This is a genomic window from Brevibacterium pigmentatum, from assembly GCF_011617465.1.
GTDB classification, from domain to species: domain Bacteria; phylum Actinomycetota; class Actinomycetes; order Actinomycetales; family Brevibacteriaceae; genus Brevibacterium; species Brevibacterium pigmentatum.
Map to the genome: position 1 here is coordinate 41,579 of NZ_CP050153.1, position 15,444 is coordinate 57,022.

General features: G+C 67.0%; 12 protein-coding genes and 1 tRNA gene. 1 reads left to right on the top strand and 12 read right to left on the bottom strand.

Going from position 1 to position 15,444, the window contains the following annotated elements; all coding sequences use genetic code 11:
- Nucleotides 1–52: 52 nt before the first annotated feature.
- From GUY30_RS00175 to GUY30_RS00200, 6 genes are read right to left on the bottom strand one after another with little or no spacing between them, the layout of a single operon-like run.
- Nucleotides 53–1,897 (bottom strand): protein kinase domain-containing protein, encoded by a 1,845-nt coding sequence (locus GUY30_RS00175; protein ID WP_167193072.1) that lies wholly within the window; start codon nt 1,895–1,897, stop codon nt 53–55.
- A complete protein-coding gene (locus GUY30_RS00180; protein ID WP_167193074.1) occupies nt 1,894–3,363 on the bottom strand; it encodes a peptidoglycan D,D-transpeptidase FtsI family protein in 1,470 nt (489 codons plus the stop codon). The genes GUY30_RS00175 and GUY30_RS00180 overlap by 4 nt, the downstream gene beginning before the upstream one ends.
- Nucleotides 3,360–5,000 carry an FtsW/RodA/SpoVE family cell cycle protein gene (locus GUY30_RS00185; RefSeq protein WP_167193076.1) on the bottom strand — a complete coding sequence of 547 codons (1,641 nt, stop codon included), beginning with the start codon at nt 4,998–5,000 and terminating at the stop codon, nt 3,360–3,362. The genes GUY30_RS00180 and GUY30_RS00185 overlap by 4 nt, the downstream gene beginning before the upstream one ends.
- The gene (locus GUY30_RS00190) at nt 5,000–6,367 is read right to left on the bottom strand and encodes a PP2C family protein-serine/threonine phosphatase (RefSeq protein WP_228281546.1); all 1,368 of its coding nucleotides are present in this window, start codon (nt 6,365–6,367) and stop codon (nt 5,000–5,002) included. Before GUY30_RS00190 ends, GUY30_RS00185 begins: the two co-directional genes overlap by 1 nt.
- A gap of 53 nt (nt 6,368–6,420) precedes the next feature.
- Entirely contained in the window at nt 6,421–6,930 is a 510-nt protein-coding gene (locus GUY30_RS00195) for an FHA domain-containing protein FhaB/FipA (protein ID WP_167193080.1), read from the bottom strand.
- Nucleotides 6,927–7,793 (bottom strand): DUF3662 and FHA domain-containing protein, encoded by an 867-nt coding sequence (locus GUY30_RS00200; protein ID WP_167193082.1) that lies wholly within the window; start codon nt 7,791–7,793, stop codon nt 6,927–6,929. Before GUY30_RS00200 ends, GUY30_RS00195 begins: the two co-directional genes overlap by 4 nt.
- A 431-nt stretch (nt 7,794–8,224) precedes the next feature.
- On the opposite strand from GUY30_RS00200, the gene GUY30_RS00205 reads away from it, so the two are divergent.
- A tRNA-Leu gene (locus GUY30_RS00205) sits at nt 8,225–8,308 on the top strand.
- Nucleotides 8,309–8,741: 433 nt separating this feature from the next.
- On the opposite strand, the gene GUY30_RS00210 is transcribed toward GUY30_RS00205, so the two are convergent.
- The 6 genes from GUY30_RS00210 to mvk are packed head-to-tail and all read right to left on the bottom strand — an operon-like array spanning nt 8,742 to nt 15,386.
- Entirely contained in the window at nt 8,742–9,968 is a 1,227-nt protein-coding gene (locus tag GUY30_RS00210; RefSeq protein ID WP_167193084.1) for a hydroxymethylglutaryl-CoA synthase, read from the bottom strand.
- Nucleotides 9,965–11,068 (bottom strand): hydroxymethylglutaryl-coenzyme A reductase family protein, encoded by a 1,104-nt coding sequence (locus GUY30_RS00215; RefSeq protein WP_167193086.1) that lies wholly within the window; start codon nt 11,066–11,068, stop codon nt 9,965–9,967. The genes GUY30_RS00210 and GUY30_RS00215 overlap by 4 nt, the downstream gene beginning before the upstream one ends.
- Nucleotides 11,065–12,243: a type 2 isopentenyl-diphosphate Delta-isomerase gene (gene fni / locus GUY30_RS00220; RefSeq protein ID WP_167193088.1), complete on the bottom strand. Its 1,179-nt coding sequence runs from the start codon at nt 12,241–12,243 to the stop codon at nt 11,065–11,067. Before fni ends, GUY30_RS00215 begins: the two co-directional genes overlap by 4 nt.
- A complete protein-coding gene (locus GUY30_RS00225) occupies nt 12,233–13,405 on the bottom strand; it encodes a phosphomevalonate kinase (RefSeq protein WP_167193090.1) in 1,173 nt (390 codons plus the stop codon). The genes fni and GUY30_RS00225 overlap by 11 nt, the downstream gene beginning before the upstream one ends.
- Nucleotides 13,402–14,418, bottom strand: a complete 1,017-nt coding sequence (gene mvaD / locus GUY30_RS00230) for a diphosphomevalonate decarboxylase (RefSeq protein WP_167193092.1) — start codon at nt 14,416–14,418, stop codon at nt 13,402–13,404. The genes GUY30_RS00225 and mvaD overlap by 4 nt, the downstream gene beginning before the upstream one ends.
- A complete protein-coding gene (mvk, locus tag GUY30_RS00235) occupies nt 14,415–15,386 on the bottom strand; it encodes a mevalonate kinase (RefSeq protein WP_167193094.1) in 972 nt (323 codons plus the stop codon). Before mvk ends, mvaD begins: the two co-directional genes overlap by 4 nt.
- Nucleotides 15,387–15,444: the final 58 nt, after the last annotated feature.

The window sequence follows — 15,444 nt, forward strand, 5'->3', positions numbered from 1 at the left end:
AGTATCTCAAACTCTTCGCTTCTCGTAATCGCTGGTCAGTATCGCTCAATGTCTATTCATCGCCGGGGTTTCCGATCGGGTCGCCGAGGGCATCCGAGCTGCTCAGCCCGCCCGGATTGTCGCCTGCCCCGTCATTGCCGCTGTTCGGGTTCGAGCCGCCGTTGCTATCGGACGAAGCCGAATCTTCGGAACTCGACGAGTCCGAGCTGCTTGAGCTGTCCGACGAACTCGAGGAATCCGATTCGCTCGAGCTCCCGGAGTCCGACGAGGAATTCGATGAGGAGTTCGACGAACTCGAGGAGTCCGAACCGGTGTCGCTGTTCGCCGAGTCGGATCCGGAGTCCGAACCCTGGTCCTGCGAATCGGACGAGGAACCGGAGTCCGAGCTCGACTCGGAGTCATTGCCCAGCCCCGAATCGGATCCGGAGTCAGAGGCCGGTTCCTCGGGCTGTTCGGCGGGTCCGGCAGAGATGTAGAGAGTCACGGTGTCGCCTTCTTCGAAGGTGTATCCGTTGTCGCCTTCGCCGACGTCCGCGACGGTGCCGGCTGCCCGATCCGAGTTGATATCGGTGGTTTCGACCTCGAGTCCCTTGTTCTCGAGGTTCTGCGTCGCCGAGGATTCCGTGAGTCCGATGTAATCGTTCTTATCGATCTCGATCGTCTTCGCCGCCTCCGAGGTGGGAGCCGAGGTGGACGGTTCCGGTTCGGGTTCGGCATTGCCTCCGCCGAGGAAGAACCACAGCAGGGAGCCGACGGCGATGAGGGCGATGATCGCGAGGATCCAGATGAGGATGCGGCCCTTGTTCGACTGCTTGTCCTTCTCCAGATCCTGGTTCTGCGGATCGTTGGGGTCGATCTGTCCCGTGTTTGCGGCGGCTGCACCCGCTCCTGCGGCACCCGCGCCGGCGATTCCGGCTGCGGCACCGTTCGGGTACACCTGAGTGGCGTCGTTCGACGAGGTGACGGGCAGGGTCTTCGTCGTGGCTGCCGGCTCCGGGTTGTTGAAGACCTGGGTGAGCGCTTCGGACGCGGCGGCACCGTGACGCATCTGCGGCACGAGCTCCTCGGCTCCGGCGATGTCACCGGCGGAGAGCGCCTCGGCGGCCTTAGCGACCTTGAAGGCATCCGAGGGACGACGTTCGGGCTTCTTCTCCAGCAGGCAGTCGACGAAGCGGCGCAGCGGTTCGGAGACCGTGTCCGGCAGCGGCGGATGTTGCTGATTGACCTGGGCGATGGCGATGGCCACCTGCGAATCCCCGGTGAAGGGACGCTGACCGGCCAGGGCCTCATAGGCGATGATGCCCAGGGCGTAGAGATCGGATCCGGGTCCCGATCCCTTGCCGGTGGCCTGCTCGGGAGCGAGGTACTGGGCGGTGCCCATGACCTGCCCGGTCTTCGTCAGCGGGGCCTGGTCGGTGACTCGGGCGATGCCGAAGTCGGTGATCTTGACGCGGAAGTCCGGCGTCATGAGGATATTGCCGGGCTTGATATCACGGTGGATCACGCCCACCTTGTGCGCGGCGCCGAGGGCCTGAGCGGCCTGGGTGACGATCGAGAGCGTATCGGTCTCGGACAGGGGCGCGCTGCGTTCGATGATCGCCGACAGTGCTTCACCGGGCACGTATTCCATGACGAGGTAGGGCGAACCCTGCTCGTCGCCGTAGTCGTAGACACCGGCGATTCCCGGGTCGGAGACACGACCCATGTTCTGGGCCTCGGCACGGAACCGGGCGAGGAAGGTCGATTCGGAGAGGTACTCGTCCTTGAGGATCTTCGCCGCGACCTCACGGCCGAGGACGGAATCCACACCCTTCCAGACCTCACCCATGCCGCCGACGGCGATGCGGGAGGTGAGTTTGTAACGGTTGCCCAACAGGGTGCCTTCGACGGGTCTCATTTCTCGACCACCGCTTCCATCATGTTCTTCGCGATCGGTCCTGCGACCGTCGCACCATAAGCTTCATTGCCCGCGTTTCCGCCGTTCTCGACGACGACCGCGACCGCGACCTGAGGGTCATCGGCCGGGGCGAAAGAGATGAACCAGGCATGGGGTGCCGCGCCCGTGGCGTGCTGGGCGGTGCCGGTCTTCGCTGCGACCTTCGTGTCGCCCATCTTCGCCACCGAGGCGGTGCCGTCGTCGACGACACCGGTCATCATCTCGGTGAGCTTGTCGGCCGTATCTCCGGACACGGCGCGCGACATCTGACTCGGACGGGTCTCGGAGATCGGTTCGAGGGTGTTCGCATTGAGCACCCTGTCGACGAGCTGAGGCTTCATCATCTTTCCGCCGTTGGCGATTCCCGCAGTCATCATCGCCATCTGCAGCGGAGTCGACCGGACCTCGTACTGACCGAGCGAGGACTGAGCCAGCTGCGGCGGATTGAGGTCGGACGGGAATGAGGACGGGGTGACATTGAGAGGGATGTCGAGATCCTCGCCGAAGCCGAACTTCTCGGCCTGCTTCGCGATCGCGTCCTCTCCGAGGTCCATCCCGAGGGAGGCGAACGAGGTGTTGCAGGATTCGGCGAGCGAATCGGCCAGGGTCGGCTTGCCGCCGTTGCGGCACGCACCGGGATGCGAGTTGCCGATCGTCGCCGTCGTCTGCGGCAGATCGAGCGTTGCCGGTCCGTTGAGCTGCGAATCGGGATCGTAGTCACCTGATTCCAGAGCGGCCGCTGCAACGAGGACCTTGAATGTCGATCCGGGCGGGTACAGGTTGCCGCCGATCGCGCGGTTGTAGGCGGGCTTGCCGTCGGCAGCTTCGAGGTTCTTGTAGGCCTCGCTGGCTTCGGTCGAGTCGTGGCTGGCCAGGGCGTTGGGGTCCCAGCCCGGGGTCGAGGCCATGGCCAGGATCTTCCCGGTCTTCGGGTCGAGGGCCACGGCCGCACCGTTCTGGTTGCCCAGCCCGTCCCATGCGGCCTGCTGCACCTTCGGGTCGATGGTCAGCTCGACCGCTGCGCCGCGTGGCTGCTCACCGGTGAAGAAGCTGCCGACCTTGTCGTAGAACAGGGCGTCGGAATCGCCGGAGAGGTAGTCGCCGGCGGCGCGTTCCATGCCCGAGGCTCCGGACACGACGGAGTAGTAGCCGGTCAGCGAGGCGTAGGCGCGCGGATCGAGGTTCTCAGAGCCGTATTTGCGCTGGTACTTGTACTTGTCGTCGACAGGCTCCGAGTACGCGATCGGGGTGCCGTCGACGAGGATCGGACCGCGATCACGGGCCAGCTGGTCGAGGATCCGTCGGTTGTTCAGCGGATTGTTGTTCAGCGAATCCGCGGTCACGTACTGCACCCAGCTCGTCGACCCGAAGAGGAGCGCGAACATGACGAATCCGACGACGGCGATATGCGTCAATGGCTTCTTCATCGTTCACCTCCGGTTGGTCGTTGGTCGGTGGGATCGGTGTCGTTGGGTGTCCCGCCGCGCTTGAGTGCGCGGTCATCCGCGGGCGGCAGGTTCGTCGTCGGGGCTTCGCCGTCGAACTCACGGGAATCGGCCGGCGGCAGATTCGTCGTGGGAGCATCCTCGTCGACGGTGCGCGCCGAGGCGGCCCTGCCCTGTGCCGGGACGGCTCCTTCTGCATCCGCTGAGTCCACCTCCGCGGCGGGGGCGCCCGCGGGAACGGGCTCGGGATCCTCGGTGATGGTGAGCACGCCGGTGTGGAACTCCTCCACGGGGCGCCTGGCGTTGTCCGAGATCCGCAGCAGCAGGGCGATGATCATCCAGTTCGCGATGAGCGAGGATCCGCCTTGGGCGAGGAACGGCGTGGTCAGACCCGTCAGCGGGATGAGGCGCGTGACGCCGCCGACGACGACGAAGACCTGCAGGGCGATCGTGAACGACAGGCCCGTTGCCAGCAGGGTTCCGAAGCCGTCCCGCAGCTGCTGAGCGGTGCGGATTCCGCGCTGGAAGATGAAGAGGTAGCAGAGCAGGATGACGAAGAGTCCGGCCAGGCCGATCTCCTCACCGAAGCTGGCGTAGATGAAGTCGGATTCGGCGTAGGGGACCATATTCGGTCGGCCCTCGCCGAAGCCGGTGCCGATGAGTCCGCCGTTGGACATGCCGAACAGACCCTGCACGAGCTGGTAGGAGCCACCGGGGGTCTTGTTGTACTCTTCGGCGGTCAGCGCATTGAGCCAACCGGACACACGCTGGCCCACATGGGAGAAGAGGAATGTGGCGGCAACCGCGCCGGCGGAGAAGAATCCGAGGCCGAGGATGATCCATGAGACCTTCGAGGTGGCCACGTAGAGCATGGCGACGAAGAGACCGAAGAAGAGCAGCGAGGTGCCGAGGTCACGTTCGAAGACGAGGACGCCGACGCTGGCGACCCAGGCGACGACGATGGGGCCGAAGTCGCGCAGACGGGGGAAGCGGATGCCGAGGATCTTCGGGCCGGCGGCGACGAGCTGGTCCTTGTAGGTGACGAGGTAGCCGGCGAAGAAGATGGCCAGCAGGATCTTCGCGATCTCACCGGGCTGGAACGACAGCGGACCGACGCCGATCCAGATACGGGCGCCGTTGATGGTCTTGCCGATGCCCGGGATGAGCGGAAGCAGAAGGAAGACCAGAGCGGCGAAGCCCGAGACATAGGTGTAGCGGCGCAGCCAGCGGTGGTCGCGGACGACGAAGATCACGACGATGGCCAGACCCACGCCGAGGCTCATCCACACCAGCTGGGTCATCGCCGAACCGAGGTATTCGTCGCGGCCGAGGTCGACACGGTAGATCATGGCCAGGCCGAGCCCGTTGAGCAGCACCGCGATCGGCACGAGCACGGGATCGGCGTACTTCGCCTTGATCCACACGATGATGTGGAGGATGACGCCGAGAGCCGCCAGCCATGCGGCATAGCCGTAGACATTGGCCGGGATGGTGTCTTCGACGCCGAGGCCGACCAGAGCATAGGCGCTGGTTGCGACGGCGATAGCCAGGATCAGGAGACCGAGCTCCGCCAGACGGTAGGTTCTGGGGCGCGCGGTCTGCGAGGGAGCCTGGTTCATCACTGCGACTCCCGGGTGATGGCGTCACTGGGGTCCGCGGACTTCGAATCCGGAGGTGATGGCGCCGGGTCGCTCGGACTCGTCGAGTCCTGCACGTCGCCGGACATGCCGGAGGAGCGATCGGATTCCTTGCGGAGATTGTCGATGATGCGATCGGCCTCATCGCGTGAGCCGGCGGGAATAGATCCGCGGAGGCGGTCCTGGGAGTAGCTGTTGAGGCTGCCGACCTCGATGTCCGTGGTGTCGACGAGGCGGCTGAGTTCGATGGGCCCGAGCGTCGTGTCGAGGCCGCGGTAGAGGGAGACCTTGCCGTCGTCGTTGGCGACGTAGTACTGGTGGCTGACGTAGTTATAGGCGAAGAATCCGCCGACGGCCAGCGCGACGATCACGATGGCGGTGATGATCCACCCGAGGTAGGACCTTTTCTCGACCTCTTCGTCGAGGTCGGCCTCCTCGTCTGCAGCGGTGTTGGTCCGCAGCTGCTGAGTAGTGCCGTCCCGAGCTTCGACGTCCTCGCCGTCTACGGTCTGGATCGGTGCCGTGTCGGCGGATACGTCGTTGTCGGCGAAGGTTTCGTGGGCTTCGGTGTCAACGGCCGCCTCGGCGTCGGGGTTCGCACCGATCGCGGCGTAGCGGGGGTTGAGGTGGACGGAGCCGACGGACACGCCTTCGGCGGTCTCGACCTCGCCTTCGAGGACATCGCCGACGACGACGGTGACGTTGTCGGCTCCGCCGCCGGCCAGGGCCAGGTCGATGAGCTGACGGCAGGCCTCGTCGGGGTCGGCGACCTCTTTGAGCACGCGGGTGATGTCGTCGATGTCGGCGAATCCGGTCAGACCGTCCGAGCACAGCATCCAACGGTCACCGACCTGGGCCTCGCGCAGGGACAGGTCGAGGTCGGGGGAGGCCCCGACGTCGCCGAGGACCTTCATCACGACCGAGCGCTGCGGGTGGGTCTCGGCCTCCTCGGGGGTGATCCGGCCTTCGTCGACGAGCATCTGTACGAAGGTGTGGTCGTGGGTGATCGGCTGGAGCTTGTCGTCGCGCAGCACATAGCCGCGGGAGTCGCCGATATGGGCGAGAGCGAAGCGGTTGCCGGGAGCACGCAGGACGGCGGTGACGGTGGTGCCCATTCCGGCGAGTTCGGGCTGTTCGCCGACGCCGCGGCAGATGCGGTCGTTGGCTTCGAGGATCGAGGTGCGCAGGATTTCGAGGGCGTCCTCGCCTCCGGGCTCGTGGTCGAGCTCGGCCAGGCGGGAGACGGTGATCGCCGAGGCGACGTCTCCGCCTGCGTGACCGCCCATTCCGTCGGCGATGAGCAGGAGATTGGGTCCCGCGTAGCCGGAGTCCTGGTTGTTCTTACGCACCAGCCCGGTGTGAGACCGGGCTGCCGAACGGAGAGTGATGGTACCGCCGGTCGTCACGATTGGGTCTCCAGGGTCGTATGTCCGATGGTGATCCGGGTGCCGATGGCCAGTTGGATGGGTCCGGTCATGCGTGAGCCGTCGACGATGGTGCCGTTGGTCGATCCGAGGTCTTCGAGCATCCATGCGCCGTTCTTCGCGGAGATCCGAGCATGATGGCTGGAGGCGAAGTCGTCATTGATGATGATCGTATTGTCGGGGGCTCGACCGAAGGTCACAGGTGCTCCCGAGAGCATGAGCGTCTGCCCGGCCAAGGGGCCGTCGGTGATGCGGATGGTGCCCGGATGGGCGTGGGCGACCGGGGCCGCCGCCGGACGCGGTGCGGGAGCCGGACAGGACGGTGCCGGCGGGGCGGACTTGGAGCCGCCTCGGCGGGATTTCCTTCCGGCACGGGTCTTCCGGGGGCCGAAGATGTCGCGCCGGAGGACTCCGGCGACTCCGAGGACGAAGAGCCAGAGGATGATGAAGAATGCCAACCGGAAGACGGTGACGGTGAATTCGCTCACTGGGCGTCCCGCTCGTTGTAGTGGACCTCGGCCTCGCCGGCGAGGAGGATGTCGCCGTCGGAGAGGGTCGCCGATGTCAGTTTGCGTCCGTGCAACAGTGTGCCGTTCGTCGATCCGAGGTCATTGGCCACGGCGCGGTCGCCCTCGACGACGATCTCGAAGTGACGGCGTGAGACGCCGGGATCGTCGATGACGAAGTCGGAGCTCGACGAGGAACGGCCGAAGGTGTTCGTGCCCTGTCGCAGCATCTGCGTGCGACCGTCGATGGTCACGCTGGCTTCGATGGTGCGAGCGGGTGCGGGTGCCGGGGCGGGGCGCGCGGCGGGGTTCGCCCGCGGTGGCGTAGCCGGGGCCGAACGCGCGGGTTCGGGAGTGCGGCGCGGGGTCACGGGGCGGGAACCGGAGTTCGGGGATTCGCCGACGATCGGATTCGCCCGCGAGATCGGGTCGTAGCCGCCGCGGTTGCCCGGCTGGGCGGCAGGAGATCCGTCGGGACGTTGGGTCGAGGACACGACGCGGTACATGCCCGTGTCGAGGTCGTCGGCGAGAGCGAATTCGACGGAGACGGGACCGACGAAGCTGTAGGCCTGTTCGACGGCGTGGTCGCCGACGATCTGGCGTAGATCGGAGCGCAGCTCGGACTCGAGGCCGGAGAGCCGGTCATGGTCGGTCTGCGAGAGCTCGATGACGTAGTGGTTGGCCGTCAGAGTGCGACCGCGGGAGACCACGGCGGCCTTGTTGTCGGCCTCACGGCGCAGTGCTCCGGCGAGTTCGACGGGTTCGACCTGGGATCGGAAAGCCTTGGCGAAGGCGCCGTTGACGACGTTCTCCAGCCCCTTCTCGAAGCGATCGAGTAACCCCATGGCACCTCCTCATCAGGTGTTGCCGTTGCCGGACGAACTCTTCGCCAAGCGTCTTTGAGTGCTCTGACCAGGTGGTCCTGATCACGTGCACTCTGGGCACATCAACACCCAATCCTAACGCGGTGAAGCTCTCAACTCACGTTACGCGAGTTCGCGGGGCGAAGCTGTGCCGGGATTCCCTGCGCGCGTCCAGGGAAGTTCGAGGGAATGCAGACGGTGCGGGCGGGTGGCTGTGCGGGGCCGGCGCGCGTGAAGCGGAGGGGGAGTGTGCGGGTGCGGCGAGGGGCTGTGCGGGATGTGCGCGGTTCGCGCAGGTGAACGAGTGTGGGCGGCTGTGCGGAGCGAAAATGTGAAGGTGGACACGTTTGAGCCGATTCGGCATTCTCGGTTTTAAGTTTCGCCTCCTCCGATGCTAGAGTCGTCTCTTGTTCGCGCGAGTGGCGGAATTGGTAGACGCGCTGGCTTCAGGTGCCAGTGGCCGCAAGGTCGTGGGGGTTCAAGTCCCCCCTCGCGCACAGCGAATGCGAAGCCCCTCACCAGGATCTGCAGAAGGTCCGGTGAGGGGCGTCTTCGCGTCCGCGCGGGTGGTCGCCGCAAACGGCCCAGTTTGAGGTGAGCAGCACGTGTTTGAACATGGGCTGCTCACCTTAAACAGTGCTGATTCCAAACTGAGTCGAAGGCACCTGGGCGAGGGGCGCTGGGTGCACCCGGGTGGCAGCGCAGCCCCGCAGTCGGCAGTCCGCACTCGGCAGAATGCGAAATGGTGCTGTTTCCTCTGAAATGCACACAGAAGAACGTGAGCAGTTCAGAGAAGACAGCACCAATTACGACCTGAGGCCCACGTGAGGCCTACATGAGGGCCGCACGAGGGCCGAGTGAGCCCTGGGGCTGCGAAAAGCCCGGCGTGAGGACCGAAGTGAGGCCTGCGTCGGGAGCCGGGGAGCAGGCTCAGGCGCGCTCGTAGAGGCGGGCGCGGCCCTTGACGCCGGCGAAGCGGAACGGTCCCGCGGTCACCTTCGGCGTTGAGGCGTCCTCGGCGCTGGAGAGCTCGGCGGCGTGAAGTGCGCGATAAGCGTCGATTGACAGCGGCACTCGGGCGTCTAGTGCCTCCGTGACGGCCTGTCGGCGCGACTGCTGCTCGTAGCCGGGGACGACGCGGGCGGTGAAGAACTCGCCGACGCTGCCCGAGCCGTAGCTGAAGAGTCCGATGCGCTTGCCCGCGAGATCCGCATCGTGGTCGAGCAGCGAACACAGTCCCGCATAGAGAGAAGCGGTATAGGAGTTGCCGAGACGGCGGTTGTACAAGGTGCTCGTGGCCAGTCCGGTATCGCGCGGCCCGGTGGAAGCTGAGCCACCCGCAGTCCCCGCGACGATCTCCGTGTCGAGATCCTCACCGGTGAGTCCGGCGAGGTGGACCTGCGCCTTCTTCGCCATCTTCGTGAACGGCTGGTGGTAGAGCACGCGGTCGATCTCGGCCATCGCCGGTCCGCCCTGCGCGGCGAGATCGGTCCAGGCTCCGGTGAGCGCATCGAGGTAGGCGGTCACGGACAGGGCTCCGTCGACGATCGCGGTCGTCGAATCGTTCGGGCGCCAGAAGTCATCGACGTCGGCCGAGTTGAGACCCGAGACCGGTTCGATCTCGAGCAGCTTCGGATCCGCGGAGACGAGCATCGCCACGGCACCGGCGCCCTGAGTGGGCTCACCGGAGGTGTCGAGCTCGTAGCGGGCGACATCCGAGGCGATGACGAGCACCCGCTGTCCGGGAGACCGGGTGACGATGCCGACGGCGGCCTGCAGGGCGGCCGTCGCCGAGTAGCAGGCTTCTTTGACCTCGACGACCCGCATCTGCGACGGCAGGTCGAGCAGCGAGTGCACGGCCATGCCGGCGGCCTTCGACTGGTCGATGCCCGATTCGGTGGCGAACAGCATGGTGCGGATGCCCTCGGTCCCGCTGCGCTCGATGATCGGCGCAGCGGCCGCGGCGGCCATGGTGACGACGTCCTCATCGGGAGCCGGGAAGCTGAACTCGTCCTGGCCGAGGCCGAGGTGGAACTTCGCAGGATCGGTGCCGTTCGCCTCGGCGAAGTCATCGAGCCTGACGACATGGTGGCTGGTGGCCAGTTCGATGTCGTCGATGCCGATTGGTGCAGTGCCCGCAGCAGTGTGTGATGTCATGCGGCCTCGCCGTCCTCTCGCTGAGTCTCGGCAGCGCGCTGCTCGTCAGCCTTGCGTTCCATCTGACGGTGAGTGTCCATCAGCTCACCCGGGTTCGTCTGCGCGGCGAGCAGGGACAGCTCACCGCAGAGCACGGTGGCGGCCATGAGTGCCGCCAGGCGACGCGAATTCGCTCCCGGCTCGCGATCCTCGCGGCAGCCGAGGCGCTCCAGTGCCTCATCGACATGAGGCAGATCCTTGCCGTTGCCGACGGTGCCGACGATGAGGTGCGGCAGAGTCGTCGAGAAGTACAGGCCCTCGGGGCGGTTCTCCGCATAGGTGATGCCCTGTGAGCCCTCGACGATGTTCGCGGCATCCTGACCCGTGGCCAGGTAGAACGCGAGCAGCATATTCGCATAGTGGGCGTTCGCCGAGCGCAGGGCGCCCGCGATCGTCGACCCGACGAGGTCCTTGCGGATGACGATCTCCGTCATCTTCTCCGCGGTCGTGCGCAGGCGGCGCTCGACGACCTCGTGGGGCAGGAGGATCTCGGCGACGACATTGCGTCCGCGTCCGAGGATCCCGTTGACCGCGGTGGCCTTCTTGTCCGAGCAGTAGTTGCCGGACACCGACCCGTAGTCGAGGCCGAGGTGCCACGACAGGATGCGCTCCATGAGCGAGTCCGAGGCCTGGGTGACCATATTGTGGCCCGAGGCGTCATTCGTGCGGAAGGCGAAGCGGACGAAGAGCAGATTGCCGACGATCTCCGGATGGATCTCGATGAGCCGGCAGTGATTGGAACCGGCCTCGACGACCGATTCGAGTTCGGGAGTCCGGTGGCGGATGGCCCGCGCGGCCGCCTCGGCGCCGATCGCGGATTCGGCCACGAACAGCACGGACCGGGTCATCCGCTCATCGACGATGACGGTGCGGATCCCGCCCTCGATCTCACGCGAGATCGAGGCCCCGCGGCCGACGGAGGGCCACAGCGGGGTCTCATACGTTGCCAGGGGCACGGCGACCTCGGTGTGGGTGCCGTTCGGAGCCAGCGCTTCGCCGCTGACCCGCAGGGGACCGACCCACGTGGTGGGGATCCCGGTGATCGTGGTCTGCTGATTCACAGCTGATTCCTCCTCGAAAGAGCGTCGGTGCGGTGCGAGAGCGCGGTGGCGTCGATTCCGCGCAGACGGACGAACTCGCCGAGGCGACCCCGAGTGAGCAGGTCCGTGCCCGTGAGATCCGTGGATCGTTCGGCCCCGAGCAGTGCGAACAGAGCCGAGGTCTGAGTCTGCCAGGTGCGCACGAGGTCGACGAGTCCGTCCGGACCGTGGTCGAGCACTGTCTGCAGGAACGTGCCGGCGACGCCGACGGCGCGAGCACCGCAGGCCAGTGCCTTCACGACATCATAGGGGTTGCGCACTCCGCCGGAGGCCAGGAGCACACGGTTCGAGATTCCGTCGTCCATCAACGTTTCGGTCGTCCACTCAGGTGGGGCGTCGAGCAGGCAGGCCAGTGCCGACTGGCCGAACCCGGTGAGCATGGAGAAGTCTTCGGCCGGTGAGCGATCGTTCTCGATGCGCAGGAAGTCCGTGCCTCCGGCGCCGGAGACATCGGCGAACTGGACCCCGATCTCGGCGAGCAGCGTCAGCGTGCGGCGGCTGAGTCCGAATCCGACCTCTTTGACGACGACGGGCACGGGGCAGGCGGCGACGATGTCCTCGAGGCCGGACAGCCAGGTGGAGAAGTCGCGGGTGCCTTCGGGCATCGCGGTCTCCTGCACGGGGTTGATGTGCAGCTGGAGGGCATCGGCGCGCAGCAGTTCGACGGCGCGGCGGGCATCATCGGCGCTGCGACCGGCACCGAGGTTGCCCATGACGAAGCCGTCCGGGTTCTCCTCGCGGATGACGGTGAAGCCCTTGGCGGCCTCGGCGTCGTCGAGAGCCACGCTCATCGATCCGCAGGCCATGGGCAGACCGGTCTCGGCGGCGGCGATGGCCAGATCCCGATTGATCTTCGCCGTGGTCTCGGTGCCGCCGGTCATGCCGTTGACGTAGAAGGGCGTCGGCCAGGTCCACTCGCCCAGCTCGACGCTGAGGTCGACGCGTTCGGGGCTCGTGCCCGAGAGCGCATGGTGGACGAATTCGAGGTCGTCGAAGTCGGTGCGGCGGGGACCTTCGGTCTGCTGCGCCGAGGCGAGGCGAACGTGGTCGTCCTTGCGGGAGGCCCGTGAGGCCTTGGTCTCCGGAGACTCTACTGATGCCGCTGTTTCAACGGATGCCGGGGTCTCAGAACTCATCGATCTCGCCTTCCTCTCGGTGGGCACCGAGGTCCAGGGGTCGGATTCCGGCGGCTTCCCAGCCGCTGAGAATGGTCTGTGCTTCGGTGTGCGAGTGGGCGAGGGCGATTCCGCAGTCGCCGCCGCCGGCGCCGGAGGGCTTTGCGGCGGCACCGTGGGTTTCGGCGATCTCGCACAGATCGTGCAGGGCTTCGGTCTCGATGAGGCTGCCCGTGGAAACGCTCAGCCGTCGCAGCAGAGCGCGCACGGCGCGGATCGTGGTCAGGCTGGCCTCGGCGTCGTCGGCATCGAAGGCCGCCACGAGATCGTCGACGAGGATCTGGGACTCGGCGGCGAAGGAGACGAGCGGGCGGGTCTTCGCTGGAGGTGAGGCAACGGCCCCGACCGGGGTCGACTCGGCGGAGGTGTCGTCTGCCCGTTCGCTCGCGGTGTCGTCCGCCCGTTCGTTCGGGGTGTGGACGCGTGTGACGAGGTGTTCGGTCGACGCCGGTGATCCGGTCCAGCCGACGAGGAGGTCGAGCGAGCTCGGTGGGGTGACCCGTCTGGCCGAGCAGCCGGCCCATTCCGAGCAGCTCAGAGCGGAGACGACCCCGTGGGCCTCGCGGTGAGCGTGCAGGGCCGCACGGTCGGGGGAGGAGTAGCGGATCCAGCCGCCGAAGGTGCTGGCGGCAAGATCCCCGCCGGAGGCCTTCGTGGAGATCGCGATGGTCGCGAGGACGGCGAGTTTGAAGCGTTCGGTCAGGGTGAGGCCGAGCCCATAGAACTCGTCGAGAGCGGCGATCGTCGCCACGGTCACCGCCGCCGATGAACCGAGGCCGAACTTCCGGCCGTCGGCGTCATTGAGTTCGCTGGAGATCTCGAGATCGAAGTAGCGGGGGCTGGCACCGCGGCCGGAGCGCAGCTCTTCGACGGTGGAGATCGCCGAGAGCACATAGTCGAAGGGACGCTCGTCGACGATGATGTGCTCACCATCGTCTTCGCGCCTCCAGATGACGGGGGCCTGACCGTATTCGCTCGAATGGATGCGGCCGGCGCCTTCGCTCTCGGTCAGACGCACGGTGATGCACCGGTCGACGGCGATGAGCACGGCGGGCTGTCCGGGTTCGACGACGGCGTACTCGCCGGCGACGAACAGCTTGCCGGGCGCCCGGGTCTCGATCATGCCCGGCTGCCTTCACCCGCAGCCGTGGTTGCTGCGTCTGCGGGCGGTACTTCGTCTGCGTCTGTGAGCAGGTGGGCTCCCGGTCCGGGGCCCACGACTCGGACGTCGCCGAAGCCGGAGAGCTTCTCGGCCAGCGCCTCGGCGTCATGGGGGCGGACGATGACGGCGACGTTCGGGCCGGCATCGGCGGTCGAATAGGCTTCGATCCCGTTCTCGCGGGCTTCGGCCACGGCGTCGACGATCGCGTGGCTGGTCGGGTTGAGGAACCGGATCGGCGGCACCGTCGACTGGATGAGGCCGTGCATGCGCAGTGCGTGGGATTCGGTGATCTCACCGATGCGAGTGAAGTCCCCGGCGGCGCAGGCGGCGACCATCTGCTCCAGATAGTCCTCGGTCGAGGACACCCAGCCGGAGTAGAAGGGAGAGGTGGCGGCGGTCAGGCGCATGGCCTCGCGGGAGGACACGGCCTTCCGGGCCCGGTTGACGGTGACGATGATCATCCGCATATCAGGGGCGGACACGGTCTCGGCGAAGGACGATTCGTCGTCGCCGGCATGCCAGACGGCGATGCCGTCGGGAATCGAGCGGCAGGCCGACCCCGAGCCGCGGCGGGCCAGACGGCTGAGATCCTTGGGCCCGAGATCGAGGTCGAATGCCGCGGCGGCCGCTGTGGCCAGGGCCGCGAACCCCGACGCCGAGGAGGCCAGACCGGCACCCGTGGGCACTGAGTTGCGGGACCGGACGAGGACCCGGTCGTCCCGTCCGGCCAGGGCGCGGACGTGGTCGAGGAAGGTGGAGATCCGGTCCGTCTGACCGGGATCGGCGAGTGCGCCGTCGAGTTCGAGGACATCGGAGTCGGCGTTCGGGGCGGGCACCACGGTGGTCGTGGTCTGGAAGTGGTCGAGGGTCAGCGACAGACTGCCCGCGGCGGGCAGGATGAGCTCCTCATCGGCCTTGCCCCAGTACTTGACCAGGGCGATGTTCGGGTAGGCCCGCGCCGTCGTCGTCTTCATGTCGGTCTGACCTCCGTCGTCCAGGTGCGGGGTGCTCCCGCCTTGCGCAGGGCCTCGGCGAGCTCCTCGGCCGAATCATCGTCATCGGCCAGGGCCAGCACGCAGCCGCCGAGTCCGCCGCCGGTGAGCTTGGCTCCCCGGGCTCCCGCCACGGTGGCGGCATCCACAAGAGAATCGAGGGTCGGGGTCGAGACCCCGATATCGCCGAGGAGGCCGTGCGCTTCGATCATGCGTGCACCCATGGTCGCCCGATCACCGGAGCGGATGTCGTCGACGGCGGCGTCGGTGAGCGCGGCCAGACGGTCGATCATCCCGCCGATGCGGGTCGGATCGGCGTCACGGCGGGCGCGGACCCCTCCGACCGCCTCGGCGGTGGACCCGTGATGACCGGAGTCCGCGAGGACGAAGACGAGACGCTGACCGACGTCGATGGTCTGCGCGCACCCGCTCTGGAAGCGGATGGGGGCGGGTTTGGCCACGGCCCAGGCGTCGATTCCGCTGGGTCGGCCATGAGCGACGGTCTCGGCGGCCTGCACGATCTCGTGGAGGGTGTTCTCCTCGAAGACCGTCGCATGCAGGTTCGCGACGGCGCGGGCCACGGAGGTGGCCACGGCGGCGCTCGAGCCCAAGCCGCGGCTGTGGGGGATCGCCGAACGGATGAGCAGCTCCACCTCGGCGTCGGGATCGTCCACGGCCTTGAGAGCGGCCTTCAGGCCGGCGACGACGGGGCCCATCGGCTCCGGAGCGGTCTGCGCGGTGCCGGAGAACAGCTGGCTCTCGATCCGGGTCTCCTGATGCGGGGACCGGCGGATATCGGCCTGGACCCCGAGGCCGTGCAGCGGCACGGCGACGGCAGGGGAGCCGTAGACGACCGCGTGTTCGCCGAAGAGGATCGCCTTCGCATGGGCGAAGCCCTGAGACGTGCCCTGGGGCGCCGGCGACGGTTCGGTCTGAGAGGAATTGTGCATGCAGAAGGGTTTCGGAGTCTGTGGATTGATTTCACCATCATATGCCGTACCCCGGCTC

What these genes read in the sequence shown, in the direction of transcription:
- GUY30_RS00175 (WP_167193072.1), bottom strand. Translation starts at nt 1,897, where the DNA reads ATGAGACCCGTCGAAGGCACCCTGTTGGGCAACCGTTACAAACTCACC.
- GUY30_RS00180 (WP_167193074.1), bottom strand. Translation starts at nt 3,363, where the DNA reads ATGAAGAAGCCATTGACGCATATCGCCGTCGTCGGATTCGTCATGTTC.
- GUY30_RS00185 (WP_167193076.1), bottom strand. Translation starts at nt 5,000, where the DNA reads ATGAACCAGGCTCCCTCGCAGACCGCGCGCCCCAGAACCTACCGTCTG.
- GUY30_RS00200 (WP_167193082.1), bottom strand. Translation starts at nt 7,793, where the DNA reads ATGGGGTTACTCGATCGCTTCGAGAAGGGGCTGGAGAACGTCGTCAAC.
- GUY30_RS00210 (WP_167193084.1), bottom strand. Translation starts at nt 9,968, where the DNA reads ATGACATCACACACTGCTGCGGGCACTGCACCAATCGGCATCGACGAC.
- fni (WP_167193088.1), bottom strand. Translation starts at nt 12,243, where the DNA reads ATGAGTTCTGAGACCCCGGCATCCGTTGAAACAGCGGCATCAGTAGAG.
- GUY30_RS00225 (WP_167193090.1), bottom strand. Translation starts at nt 13,405, where the DNA reads ATGATCGAGACCCGGGCGCCCGGCAAGCTGTTCGTCGCCGGCGAGTAC.
- mvaD (WP_167193092.1), bottom strand. Translation starts at nt 14,418, where the DNA reads ATGAAGACGACGACGGCGCGGGCCTACCCGAACATCGCCCTGGTCAAG.
- mvk (WP_167193094.1), bottom strand. Translation starts at nt 15,386, where the DNA reads ATGCACAATTCCTCTCAGACCGAACCGTCGCCGGCGCCCCAGGGCACG.